Source organism: Alcaligenes sp. DN25 (assembly GCF_023674485.1).
Classification (GTDB): domain Bacteria; phylum Pseudomonadota; class Gammaproteobacteria; order Burkholderiales; family Burkholderiaceae_B; genus Alcaligenes; species Alcaligenes phenolicus.
In genome coordinates this window covers 477,914-490,096 of sequence record NZ_CP098408.1, presented here as the reverse complement: position 1 = coordinate 490,096, position 12,183 = coordinate 477,914, and the positions used below count along the sequence as shown (strand labels likewise).

Genomic DNA, 12,183 nt, shown 5'->3' with positions numbered 1-12,183 from the left:
AGAAAAGGCCCGCTTCACAGCGGGCCTTTTTCAATCAGGCTCGGCTTAAAAGAGCGATTCCGCCAGGCAAGCGCGTCACCGCCACGCCATATAACTGCTGCAAAATGTCCAGCGCCTCAGGCAGATTATCCAGACTGACGGCAAAGCTGACCAAGACAGAGCCTAACGTGGCGTCTCGCAAAATCAGATGTCCTGACCAATAGCGGTTCAGCTCGGCCAGCACCTGCGACAAAGGCTGCTCATGAAAAGTCAGACGGCCCTGACGCCAGGACGGGAAATCCTCCGCCGCAACTGTCTGTACCGAGCTGATCGCATGGCGTCCATACACCAACTGCTCACCAGCCGCCAGCCGATATCCCTGTCCACCAAAATCCACCTGCGCACTGCCGGACAAACAGGTGACTTCGGTTTTGCCATCCAGATAGCGGATATTGGTACGGCCATTAAAGGTCTGAATGGAGCCAGCACCCGCAAACACCGTACACACCGAGGCCGAGCGCTCGGACTGTCGCACTTCCACTTCCCCATCCAGCAAAGCCACAATTCGACCCAGATGCGGGTCGTCACCGACGTTCAGGCGACTGCGCGTATTCATATCCAGCCAGACATGGTCCAGCAACTGCACGCGCCGCTGCTCGCCCGCACCCGTGCGATAGTCAGCACGCAAATCAGCCAAGGAAGGCCACAACTGCATAGGAGGCTTGGCGACCAGATACAGGCCACCACCCAGCAGCAAACCGCCCAGCAGGGCGCGACGCAAAGGCTGGTGGCCACGTTTTTTCATCAACTTGGCTTCGCGCAGCCAATCTTCACGATCTTGGGGCATGGCATCCCACATTTCGCGCGCGTGCGCAAAAGCGGATGCATGAGAAGGACTGCGCCCACACCAGCGGCGCAGCTCCCGAGCCTGACGAGAGGTCAGCGAGGACGTTTTCAGGCGGCTGACCCAGGCTCGTGCCTCCTTGTGCAAGGTGTCTTCATCCAGATTCAAGGCATTAGCAGGGTTCATCAACAATCAATTCAAAAAGCACTACACAGGGACTGACAAACGCAATCCAAAACGTTTTATCCAGCCGTTTAAACGGATAAAAACGAGAATTCAAAAGTAAACATAAATTGTCGGAAACTGCAGGCCCTATCGTCAAGCCATAGCCCGTCATAAAGAGTAAAGACGGGCTTTAACAGCACTGCATCAACTGCTGGCGCAGCCAGACATGAGCCGGGTCCGCGTGGCGACGGCTATGCCAGACTTGCTGAAACAAGACCGAGGGAATGGGCAGAGGAGGCTGGAAAAACACCAGTTCAGCCTGTTCGCGCAAGTGCTCGGCACTGCGGCTGGACACCGTCAAAATCAGGTCCGTGCCCGCCAGGACTTGGGCAGCCGCACTCCAATGCGGCAAGGACAAGGCAATCTGCCGTTTAAGACCGAGCCGATTCAGGACGTTGTCGACCTCACTTTCCCCTCCCGGACGCATGGCCAGCAACACATGCGGGCGCTGCAACCACTCTTCCAAAGCAGGGGCTTGCCCGCCGCTCAGACTGGCCCGATCCGCAATGCAGATCAGGTGTTCCTCAAACAAGGTCTGCGCCTGCAAGCCGGCCGGAATTTCCGAGAACACGCTCAAGGCCAGATCAATCTCGCCATCCCGCAGCTGACCCTGCATGGCTTCCCGGCTGGCCTGGCTGACCGCCAGCCGAATACCCGGTGCGTCACGACGCAGGCGGCGCATCAACGGTGGCAAGACAATTTGCGCGCCGTAATCCGACATGGCCAAGCGAAATTCACGTTGTTCACTGGCTGGATCAAAGCCACCCGCATCCAGCAGGCCATTGAGCTGCTGCAAAGCCTGCTCCAGAGGACGCTGCAACTGCAAGGCCAGCGCGGTCAGCTCCAAGCGGGAACCGCGGCGTATCAACAAAGGATCGTTGAACACCTGGCGCAAATGAGCCAAGGCATGACTGACGGCAGGCTGGCTTTTATGCAGACGCTGGGCAGCCCGCGTCACATGCTGCTCGGTCAACAAGGCATGCAGGCTCAGCATCAAATTCAGGTCTATACGGCGCAGCTCATCCATAGAACGAATAATGACTGTGCACACTATTAATTTCAATAAGAATTGCGAATAGTGCAAGATAGAGCTTTGATTCTTATGGAGATACGCTCATGCCCGGTACCGCTTTGTTCAGTATGTTGGTGGCTGTCTTTGCCGGTTCGGCCGTGCCGTTTCAAGCTGCCAGCAATGCCGTTCTGGGTAAGGTCCTGGGGCATCCGCTCTGGGCCACACTGGTGTCGCTCTGTATCAGTGCGGCTCTGGTGCTGCCCACAATCTGGCTGATGCGCGCCCCCGCTCCCCTGACCGCGCAACTGGCGCATGCCCCCTGGTGGGTATGGACGGGTGGCGTTGGCGGGGTCATTTACATCAGCGCCGCCCTGATTCTGACGCCACGCATGGGCGCCGCCAGCTTTATTGTCTGTGTGGTGGCCGGGCAAATGCTCAGCTCCATGCTGATCGACCACTACGGTTTGATGGGCCTGACACCACGCCCGGTGCATATGGGACGCATTCTAGGCGTGCTGCTGATTTTGGCTGGTATGGGCTTGGTGCAATGGTTTACGCCTTCCGTGTCTGCGGCGGCTGAAAGCAAAAGCGCCACTGCAGATCACAGTGGCGCTCAGGAAAACAATCCAAGCCTGGCTCAACGCGCTGGCGCTGACAGCAGCACCCGATCCTGATAGGGCTTAGGCGGAAGCCTCGGTCGATTTGGAACGGAACTGGCTGCACCACCAGAATCCGGCCGACAAGGCAGCCGCCGACAACATGCCCAAGGCCAACAGCAAGCCGCTATCGAACAGCAGCGGAGCCACCACACCGGAAACGGTGGCAAACAAAAGCATTTGCCAGGCACTTTGTACCGAGGAAGCCAGGCCGCGCATGGTGGGGAAGGTGCCCAAGGTCACCACCGTCATGCCCGGCAAGGCCATGGACATGCCAAAGGCGTACACAAAAATAGGCATCACGGCCCACGGCACCTCTGCCTGGAACAGGAGGTTGTACACGGTATTGAAGGTGGCGCCAGCCAGCATGATGGACAGGCCCAGACGAATCATGCGTGCCGGGGCCAGCTTTTCAGCAAAGCGGGCATTCAGGATGGAGCCACCCAACATACCGCCAATGAAGGGCAGGAACAGCCAGGCAAAGGCGGTTTCTGTCAGACCCAGCACATCAATCACAAAGCTGGCCGCCGACGAAATGTACAAGGCAAAGCCGCCAAACGCACAGGCAATGGCGGAGATCGCCAGCACGAAGCGGCCATTGCTCAAGGCCCGTGCGTAATTAGCCAGAATCACCCACAGCTTCAAGGGCTGGCGCGAGGCCACGGGCAAGGTTTCAGGCAGTTGCCGCCAGCACAGCGCAATCAGGGCAATACTGAGCACCGTCAGCATCCAGAACACCGAGCGCCAGCCCGAATAACTACTTAAATAGCCGCCCATGACCGGTGCAAGCGCCGGGGCCAGACTGAAGACCATCGTGATGTGGGCAAACAAGCGCTGAGCTTGCACCCCTTGTACACAGTCGCGCGCCAGGGCCTGACCGACGACACGCCCGGCACCTGCCGAACAGCCCTGGATCAAACGGAAGAACAACAGCCAGGAAAAGCTGGGGGCCAGCGCCGAGCCCACGGACCCGATCAGGAACAGGATCAGGGAGGCCAGAATCACGGGACGCCGCCCGAAGCTGTCGGACAACATGCCCCAGAACAGGCTCATGAAGGCAAAACCAAACAGATACAGACTTAAGGTCTGCTGAACCATTGACTGGTCAACGGAAAATTCAACACCGATACGGTGAAATGACGGCAGATAGGCATCGGTAGCAAAAGGCCCCAGCATCGCCAACGCCGCCAACACCAAGGTCAGCTTGCGGTAATTCATAGATAGCTTTGGAAAACAGGGAGGGCGCCAGAATCAGCGCAGGGATAGGGGCATGGTACCCCTTAACCGGACCGTACGGACACATCCGCACGGTGCACAGTGTATCAAACGATATAAAGCGGATCGAGCCAAGCCGCTTTCATGCTAGCTGGCCCGGTAGCCACTTGTCTGAAAAAAAGATCAGCGTCTGCTCGGCGACGGCGTACCAAAAGCCTCGCGGCTGGTCTGTCCGAAACCGCTTTGATGCAGCAGGCTGCGCTCAATAAAGCGGCTGACCAGGGAGCGCACTTCCGGCAACCACGGGCCTTGGTCAAACACTTGCGGGAACTTCATGCTGAACCAGGCATAGAGGCTGATCTGCTTGCTGAGCAATTCGGCGTCTTCCAGGCGGGAGGGGCTGGCGGATTTCAGCCAGGACGGCGCCGGTGGCAAGGCCATGGGGCGTTGTGCCACATAGGCAGACAGGCAACGCTTGAAGTAATCCAGCTCCGTATCCTTATCCACGGACACCGGCGCGCAGGCAAAGGTGAACTTCTCGCGCAAATCCAGCTTGGGAGCCAGGCGGTCTACACAAAAGCCCAGCTCGATGGCGTCTTTCAAACCCGCTGTCTGAAACAAGGGGCTATCGGAAGCCACTTTCTGCGCAAAGTACTGCAGCACAGCGCCGATATTGTTGTTATCCAGTAAAGAGGCCAGCGCCTGCACGTGCTCGGGGCTGGGTGCAATGGGCAAGCGCAAATCCACGCTGGGGGCGTCGCTTTGCAATTGGGTACGAATATGGTTCAGATCCTGCTTGTCCATCGCCCCCACATAGCCTTTGGGGTACAAGCCATAGCGGCCTGCCCGTCCGGCAATCTGGCGCACTTCGGTTGCGTTCAAGGCTCGCATGGAGCGGCCGTCAAACTTGTGAACCGTAGAGAACAGGACGCGGCGAATCGGCAGGTTCAAGCCCATGCCAATCGCATCGGTGGCTACCAGCACATCGGCCTCGCCTTGGGAAAAGCGCTCGGACTCGGTGCGGCGCACTTCCGGAGCCAGCGCGCCATAAATGGTGGCAACTTTCCAGCCTTGGGCGCGGTAACGCGCACTTAGCGTTAGGACATCCTTACGGGTGAAGGCCACCACCGCATCACCTTTGGACACGCCCTGAGCTTCACGTTGACGATCTTTGCGCCCCCGCCACGGCGCTTCCTGACGCCCTTGCTTGCCTGTGGCTCGCGGCGGGTCTACCGGATAAGGCATGACCTCCAGCGGGGTTTTGCGTTCGGTAAATTCCAGCTCCATGGTCTCTTCCATGGAACGCACCAGACGCTCGCACGGACGCAGGACGGAAGCATCACCACAGACAAACAGGGTACGGGCCGGAACACCGACCAGAGCTGCAGTCCAGGCCCAGCCGCGCTGCTCGTCTTGCAACATTTGAATCTCGTCCAGGACGGCCACGCGCACTTCCATCGTGGGGTCCATCATCTCGACCGTGCAGGCAGTGTGCTGGGCACCGGGCACCATCACGCGCTCTTCGCCCGTAACCAGATTGCAGGGGATGCCCGCGTTCATCAGACGATCACGCACCTCCATGGCCAGCAGTCGCAGCGGAGCCAGATATACGCCGGATCGGGCTTCCATCAGGGCTTCCAGGGCCTCGTGCGTCTTGCCCGAATTGGTCGGGCCCAAACGGAACACCAGATGGCGGCGGATGCCTCGGGCCAGGCTGAACATTTCCGGGAAGTCGCCCAGGCGCATCAAGTCCTGGGCACGCTGTTGCTCCACACTTTCCAGGATGCGGCGCACCGGGCCATTGAGCAGACGCTTTTCAAAATCCCCGGCCTCGATTTCTTTTTGCTCGATGCCCTCTTCCAGAGCCATGCGCAAGGCTTTGGCCAGTTCCAGAAAGGACGAGCCATCAATCAGGGGGCGCTGGGTTTGCAAAAACGCATCCAGCGAATCTTCCAGACGCTGGGACAGACGGTTTTGAGCTGCCGTGTTGAACAAGACTGAAACACGAGCGGGCAATCGATCCAGCTCCGAGCCGGTACGTGGCAAAGGCACGGCAGCCTGCATACGCACATTGGCGCGCCAATGCTGACGCTCGCCCGCTACGGGCACATTCACCGCCAGCCACAAGTCCTTATGCCACCACAGGCGCAAGGGATCTTCCGGGTCAATTTCGTAATCGCACGCTTCTTGCTTCTTGATCTGGTTCAGCACTTGTTGCTGACGCCATTGTGTGCGCGCACGGTCAGCCGCTCGCTGGTACTGCGCACGTTCACGATTGCTCAAGCTGCTGGCGTATTGCTCGCGCCATTGCTCAATCTGGCTTTGATCAATCGCTGCCAATAAATCCGGGTGATGGGCGACACGATCACGCCCGCCAACGGTTCCACCCCGCACTTCCAGCTTGGTACTGGGCAAGCGGCGATCAGCCAGCCATAGCTCGTATTCCTGACGAGTAATGCCCAGCAAGGCCATCGTTTCTTCCGACCCTATGCACTCCTGCTCCCAGGCCCAACGCTGCTGTCGTTGCTCTCGCTGACGCGCCTGACGTTGTGCTTGAGCCTGCAGCAAAAACTCCTGCTGCTCGGCATCCAGCTTGAACTCCTGGGTCAGGACAGCGGCACTGGCATTGCGGCCATACACCGTCATGAACCAATGGGCAGGTTCCCCGGCTTGCAGGCCCTCGAAGGCCTCCAGGGTGATGCGTTGCGGCTCGCAACCTTGCTCTTTCAGCCAGGCTGTCAAACGCTCCTGGGCCTGATTGAACTTGCGCTGTTTATCGTTTTGTTCTTTTTGACGCGCTTGTTCACGTTCTTTTTGGGCCTGCTCCCAGCGCTGACTGCGTTGCTCGCGATCGCGCTGTTCGGCCTGTAATTGCCACAAATAGGTCTGCGCTAAAGGCATGGACTGCCAGGCCTGCACCAAAGCCTGCAGGCGCGCGCCGCGCTCGGCTTCGGGCCAGTTCTCGCTTAAAGGCAAGGACTGGGAGGCTATCGCTCCGGCCAATTGAGCGCGCTGTTCAAGCAGTTGCTCACGCAAGGCTTCATAAGTATCCGCATCCAGCTTGTCCACGCTCATTTGATACAGCAGACGCAGGGTACGAATCACGACCTCGGGCACACCTTGGGACTGTAAACGCTGGTCCGCATCCTTCAAACCCAGTTCGGCAGCGATGATCTGATTGAAAAAGGCGGCGTCCTGCGGCAAGCGCCAGGCTTTCAGCCACACGCGCCGTATGCCTGCCCGGTCCTGAAAACGCGCTTTCTTGGCGACCTGACGAGCCACACCTTCCAGACGCGGATAATCCAGCCATTGGGGATGGAGCAGCAAGCCCGCTTGAGTGGGAACGGGAGAATCGGAAACAGACGAAGCGCGACGCGCAGCCATAGGGCGGGGACCTGAAAATACGGGAAGAAGAGAACGAGAAGGGCAGAAAAGCCGGTTCAAGCAAGCATGAGCAGCATTATACGGGTCTGCTCGGAGACGTTCAGAGGATACAGGCAATCACCGTGCTGAACGTCTTTGTGGGCAAGAAGATACAGGGCTACTCAGCCAGCCATTCCAGACAGCCTTGCGGCAAGGCTGCCAAACCGGACTGGCTGTGATTACAACCCGGCACGATGCGAAAACGCGGCTCACCACCTTGTTGCTGCGCCAAAGCCTGCGCCAGTTCGCGGGTGCCATCCACCATGCGGCGCTCTTGCAAACGTAAACGACGCAGCTCGCGCTTGTCCTCAGGCATGGCTTCTTCTGCCGGGCCCAGGCTTTGCTCGAACTCGCCAACGGAGAACTGTACGGACATCGTCATAGCGGCTTTGGGCAAGGGTTGGGCCAGCAGTCGAGCCAGATAGCCCTCCCCCCACCAGACCGAGGGGCTGGACACCACCAGTGCATCGAACAATTCTGGCTGTTGATACAGCAGATGCAAGGCAAACAGGCCACCCAGGGAATGGCCGCAGAGCAAACGCCGCTGCGCATTCAAAGGCGCCTGTGCGTAGGCCCAGGGCAAGAAAACGTCCTGCATCATGGCCAGAAAATCTGGCGCGTGGCCCGCTTCTCCATTGAGCGCGGGGGTGAAGTCCTGATCGCGCCAGACCTCCGCGCCATAACCTATCCCCAGCACGGCACAGGCTTGTGGAGCCTGCTTTTCACAGGTGGCCAGCACCGCTTCAAATTGCGGTAGATCAAGCACGCACAGCAATGGCCAGCCCTGCGCAGGCGCTGGCACGTCCGGCCAGGCCAAAGTCAGACGATACTGTCGGCCCAATGGGGAAAGAAAATCCAAATGTTCAAGCTGCATAAAAGAATCGCGGTAAGGACGCCAAAGCCCGGCTGATGAACTATACTTTCTTTCTATGTAAACGGTTATCATTCAGACACTTAATGTCCACATCTGCTGTTCCGGCTCCTGCGCTGGCCGACTATCAACACATCCTCAGACGTCGCTGGCTCCTGGTTGGGGCCCTGGTTCTTGTGATTCTGGCCTCGATTGTGGCCGACTTCATGTTGGGGCCCTCGGGTCTTAGCCTGGGAGAACTGAGCCATGCGCTGTTCAACCCGGAACAGTCCGACCCGACCACCCGCGTTATCGTCTGGGAAATCCGCCTGCCTTATGCCTTGATGGCCATGGCCATTGGTTTGGCACTCGGCCTGTCCGGTGCGGAAATGCAGACCATTCTGAATAACCCACTGGCCAGCCCCTTTACCTTGGGGATTTCCTCGGCAGCGGCGTTTGGCGCGTCCCTGGCCATTGTGCTGGACCTGTCGATTCCCGGCATTCCGCAAGCCTGGACCATTGCCGCCAATGCCTTTATTTTCGCCCTGCTGTCCGCCATGCTGCTGGACGCGGTCGCCCGCTGGGGCGCCATGAGCACCGCCAATCTGGTGCTGTTTGGCATTGCGCTGGTGTTCTCCTTCAATGCACTGGTTTCGCTGGTGCAGTTTGTGGCCAGCGCCGAAGCCCTGCAAGGGCTGGTGTTCTGGACCATGGGCAGCCTGTCGCGCTCCTCCTGGGGCAAGGTCGGCATCATGCTGGCGGTGTTTGCGCTGATTCTGCCGCTGTCGCTGCGTGATACCTGGAAACTGACCGCCCTGCGTCTGGGTGAAGACCGCGCCACCAGCTTTGGTATCAATGTCTCACGCCTGCGCCTGGTGTCCTTGCTGCGTATCAGCTTGCTGGCCGCACTGGCCGTATCCTTTGTGGGCACCATCGGCTTTGTGGGCCTGATTGCGCCGCATATTGCCCGCCGCCTATTTGGTGAAGACCACCGTTTCTACCTGCCCGGCAGTGCCTTGGTGGGTGGGGTGATTCTGTCTCTGGCCTCGATTGCCTCGAAAAACATTGTGCCCGGCATCATTATTCCGGTCGGCATTGTCACCTCGCTGGTGGGTGTGCCCTTCTTCCTGGGCGTTGTGCTGCGACGCCAAATAAAGTGAACCATGCTTGAAGTCCACGATCTGAGCCTGTCTTACGGCAAACGCGAAATTCTGTCCAAGCTGACCATCGAGCCTTTGCAGCCCGGTCAACTGGTGGCTTTGCTGGGCCCCAACGGTAGCGGCAAATCCACCCTGCTCAAGTCCCTGGCGGGACTGCTCAAGCCCACCACCGGCGAGATCCTGCTGGACGGTCAGGAGCTGAGCGGCGTCAGCTTCGAGCAGCGCGCCCAAAAAGTGGTGTACCTGCCCCAATCCCTGCCCGCCTCGGTCCACCTGCGTGTGTTTGAATCCGTACTGGTGGCGGCCAATGCCTCGGCCCCTGGTGGCCACGCCCGCGATGTGGATCATGAGCACATCATGCACATCCTGCAACGCCTGGGCATTGCGCACTTGTCCATGCACTATCTGGACCAGCTTTCGGGCGGTCAGAAACAGCTGGTGGGCCTGGCGCAAGCCCTGATACGCAAGCCTACCCTGCTGCTGCTGGACGAACCCTTGTCGGCTCTGGACCTGAACTATCAATTCCACGTAATGGACTTGCTGGCCCAGGAAACCCACGACAACAATCTGATCACTCTGATCGTGCTGCATGACCTGAACGTAGCTCTGCGCCATAGTGACTATGCGCTGATGATTGAAGGCGGTGGTCTGCTAGCGCAAGGCGAGCCAGCCAAGGTGATTACCCCCAACTCGCTGGCCCAGGCTTATGGCGTCCGTGCCCGCGTGGAAAGCTGCTCGCAGGGCACCTTGCAAATCATTATCGACGGGCTGCAAGAGCCTGTGCTGTGACCTTCGGAGAACCCATGAACATCCTGCGCCACCTGCTGCTGTCGCTGACCTTGCTCTTGCCTTTGGGCGTGCAGGCCCAGCCCATCGAAGTTACTGATGCCATGGGTCGTACCGTTACCCTGCCTGGCCCCGCCAAACGCATTGTGCTGACTCAGGCACGTCACTTCCCGGTACTGGCTTTGGTCCACCCCGAGCCAGCAAACCTGATTGCAGGCTGGTCGGACGAGTTCAAAACCTCCTTCTCCAACGAGTACAAGACCTATCTGAAGCGCTACCCGCAACTGGCCAGTATCCCTATTGTGGGTCGCCATACGGCAGACACCTTCTCGATCGAACAGGCCCTGGCCCTGCGTCCGGATCTGGTCGTGCTGACGGCCGCCTTTGCGGGCCTGACTCCCGGCCAGGACACACGCGACTCGGCCCTGATCCAGCGCCTGACTGCCGCCAAAGTGCCCGTCATTGTGATCGACTTCTTTGTGAACCCGCTGGAGAACACCGTACCCAGCCTGCGCGCATTGGGCTACGCCGTGGGTGAGAAAGAACGCACCGACGAGTTCATCCAGTTCTACGAAGAACACATGCAGGGCGTTGCCCAGCGACTGGCCGATCTGCCCAAGGAGGATCATCCGCCCGTTTTTGTGCATGCCCATGCAGGCAGCACGGACTGCTGCAACTCGCCCGGCGCAGGCACCTTTAACGACATGATCAGCTATGCAGGTGGCCACAATATTGGCGCGGATGTCCTGAAAAGCTCCACCGGCAAGCTGAATTTTGAATACATCAATTCCCGCGCGCCTGCGGTCTATGTGGCTACGGGCACAGGCGCAGGCAAGCGCACCACCTCCGGCGGATTGGCTATTGGCACAGGCGTCAGCGAAGACCAGGCTCGTAAAAGCCTGCAAGCCATTATTGACGGCAATCGTCTGCAAGCCCTGCCAGCCGTGCGCAGCGGCAATAGCCACGGCATCTGGCATGCCTTCAACGATTCGCCTTTGCACATGATCTTTATCGAAGCACTGGCCGCCTGGATTCACCCCGACCGCTTCCAGGGCGTCTCGGCTCTGAAAACACTGGAAGAAGTGAACCAGCGCTTCCTGACCGTGCCGATGGAAGGCACCTACATGATTGATTTGAAGTCCGCCCTCTAAGCCTTCATGTCACGCCTGATTCCACTGGAACTGCCGCCTGCGGGCGGCCATCCCCATCACGTCTTGCTACGCCTGCCAGACAGCAAGCCAGAACAAGGCCCCCTGCCTTTGCTGTGCCTGCTCGATGGTCAGTGGACCTTGCCCTTGCTGGAAGAAAGCGGCCACCCCGCCTTGCAGCACTGCGCGATTCTGTCGCTGGGTTACCAAGGCGAGCGCGATCAGATCACACGTTATCGCGCTCTGGATTACACCCCGCCCAGCCCGGACGGCACTCTATGGGAAGACCCACGCGTCCCCCAATGGCAGGCGGGTGGCGCTCCTGCCATGATCGAACAAGTGCGTATGGCGCTAGCCTTGGCCCAAAGCATGGAGCCTGCGCTGACCCGTTCGCGCATCAGCCTGTACGGCCACTCCTACGCTGGTCTGTTTGTGCTGTATGCCCTTAGCCGGCAAAGCCTGCCCATTCAGCACTACCTGTGCGCCAGCCCTTCCTTGTGGTGGCGTGATCCCCTGATCTGGACCTTGCTGGAGCGGGTAGACAAGCCGGTGCTGGTAGATATTCTGGCCGGTGCCTCCGAGGCCTGGTATCCGCTTAGCGCTCAGGCAGCGGGCCCGGAAGGACGCAAAAATGGTGTGCCTACCCTGCCCACCATGCAAAAACTCCAAGCGCACTTGCAAGCCCAAGGCATGCAGGCGAATCTGCATGTTCTGCCCGGAGCCGGCCACGGCCACGTTCTGGCACAAGCCACCTTGCGTGCCCTGGAACTGGCTTGTGGCGCGGCTTAGCCGTGTTCTCCCGGCGCGCATGACGCGCCTTTTCACTTCATATCCAAGTTTTCCCGCCCTAGGGTAACTCCCCCCATTCATCCTCTTGTTTTAGGC

At 59.2% G+C, this 12,183-nt stretch carries 10 protein-coding genes; 5 read left to right on the top strand and 5 right to left on the bottom strand.

Translation table 11 applies throughout. The annotated features are described in order from the left end of the window. Positions 1 to 34: 34 nt before the first annotated feature. Together NBV64_RS02240 and NBV64_RS02235 are read right to left on the bottom strand one after the other, a co-directional pair. A complete protein-coding gene (locus NBV64_RS02240) occupies positions 35 to 1,009 on the bottom strand; it encodes a FecR family protein (protein WP_083054338.1) in 975 nt (324 codons plus the stop codon). Between the two features lie 169 nt (positions 1,010 to 1,178). Beyond that, a complete protein-coding gene (locus NBV64_RS02235) occupies positions 1,179 to 2,075 on the bottom strand; it encodes a LysR family transcriptional regulator (RefSeq protein WP_009462789.1) in 897 nt (298 codons plus the stop codon). Positions 2,076 to 2,164: 89 nt separating this feature from the next. Between NBV64_RS02235 and NBV64_RS02230 the strand changes: the two genes are divergently transcribed. After that, positions 2,165 to 2,734, top strand: a complete 570-nt coding sequence (locus NBV64_RS02230; protein ID WP_250756612.1) for a DMT family transporter — start codon at positions 2,165 to 2,167, stop codon at positions 2,732 to 2,734. A 6-nt stretch (positions 2,735 to 2,740) separates the two neighbouring features. Here the strand turns inward: NBV64_RS02230 and NBV64_RS02225 are convergent, their stop codons facing one another. The 3 genes from NBV64_RS02225 to NBV64_RS02215 all read right to left on the bottom strand — a co-directional run bounded on the left by NBV64_RS02225 (position 2,741) and on the right by NBV64_RS02215 (position 8,213). Then, entirely contained in the window at positions 2,741 to 3,934 is a 1,194-nt protein-coding gene (locus tag NBV64_RS02225) for a multidrug effflux MFS transporter (protein ID WP_250756611.1), read from the bottom strand. A 180-nt stretch (positions 3,935 to 4,114) separates the two neighbouring features. Beyond that, positions 4,115 to 7,315, bottom strand: a complete 3,201-nt coding sequence (locus NBV64_RS02220; protein WP_250756610.1) for an SUV3 family DEAD/DEAH box RNA helicase — start codon at positions 7,313 to 7,315, stop codon at positions 4,115 to 4,117. A gap of 157 nt (positions 7,316 to 7,472) precedes the next feature. Continuing rightward, entirely contained in the window at positions 7,473 to 8,213 is a 741-nt protein-coding gene (locus NBV64_RS02215) for an alpha/beta hydrolase (protein WP_250756609.1), read from the bottom strand. A gap of 98 nt (positions 8,214 to 8,311) precedes the next feature. Here NBV64_RS02215 and NBV64_RS02210 point away from each other — a divergent pair, with 98 nt between their 5' ends. From NBV64_RS02210 to NBV64_RS02195, 4 genes are read left to right on the top strand one after another with little or no spacing between them, the layout of a single operon-like run. After that, entirely contained in the window at positions 8,312 to 9,364 is a 1,053-nt protein-coding gene (locus tag NBV64_RS02210) for a FecCD family ABC transporter permease (RefSeq protein ID WP_021447070.1), read from the top strand. A 3-nt stretch (positions 9,365 to 9,367) separates the two neighbouring features. After that, positions 9,368 to 10,153: an ABC transporter ATP-binding protein gene (locus tag NBV64_RS02205; protein ID WP_021447071.1), complete on the top strand. Its 786-nt coding sequence runs from the start codon at positions 9,368 to 9,370 to the stop codon at positions 10,151 to 10,153. A gap of 14 nt (positions 10,154 to 10,167) precedes the next feature. Beyond that, complete coding sequence (locus NBV64_RS02200) at positions 10,168 to 11,301, top strand: ABC transporter substrate-binding protein (RefSeq protein ID WP_250756608.1); 1,134 nt, start codon at positions 10,168 to 10,170, stop codon at positions 11,299 to 11,301. A 6-nt stretch (positions 11,302 to 11,307) separates the two neighbouring features. After that, positions 11,308 to 12,087 (top strand): alpha/beta hydrolase, encoded by a 780-nt coding sequence (locus tag NBV64_RS02195; protein WP_247966104.1) that lies wholly within the window; start codon positions 11,308 to 11,310, stop codon positions 12,085 to 12,087. The last annotated feature ends 96 nt before the right edge of the window (positions 12,088 to 12,183 follow it).

Excerpts from the sequence above, each read along its gene's own strand:
- NBV64_RS02240 (WP_083054338.1), bottom strand. The coding sequence starts at position 1,009 with ATGAACCCTGCTAATGCCTTGAATCTGGATGAAGACACCTTGCACAAG.
- NBV64_RS02235 (WP_009462789.1), bottom strand. The coding sequence starts at position 2,075 with ATGGATGAGCTGCGCCGTATAGACCTGAATTTGATGCTGAGCCTGCAT.
- NBV64_RS02230 (WP_250756612.1), top strand. The coding sequence starts at position 2,165 with ATGCCCGGTACCGCTTTGTTCAGTATGTTGGTGGCTGTCTTTGCCGGT.
- NBV64_RS02225 (WP_250756611.1), bottom strand. The coding sequence starts at position 3,934 with ATGAATTACCGCAAGCTGACCTTGGTGTTGGCGGCGTTGGCGATGCTG.
- NBV64_RS02220 (WP_250756610.1), bottom strand. The coding sequence starts at position 7,315 with ATGGCTGCGCGTCGCGCTTCGTCTGTTTCCGATTCTCCCGTTCCCACT.
- NBV64_RS02210 (WP_021447070.1), top strand. The coding sequence starts at position 8,312 with ATGTCCACATCTGCTGTTCCGGCTCCTGCGCTGGCCGACTATCAACAC.
- NBV64_RS02205 (WP_021447071.1), top strand. The coding sequence starts at position 9,368 with ATGCTTGAAGTCCACGATCTGAGCCTGTCTTACGGCAAACGCGAAATT.
- NBV64_RS02200 (WP_250756608.1), top strand. The coding sequence starts at position 10,168 with ATGAACATCCTGCGCCACCTGCTGCTGTCGCTGACCTTGCTCTTGCCT.
- NBV64_RS02195 (WP_247966104.1), top strand. The coding sequence starts at position 11,308 with ATGTCACGCCTGATTCCACTGGAACTGCCGCCTGCGGGCGGCCATCCC.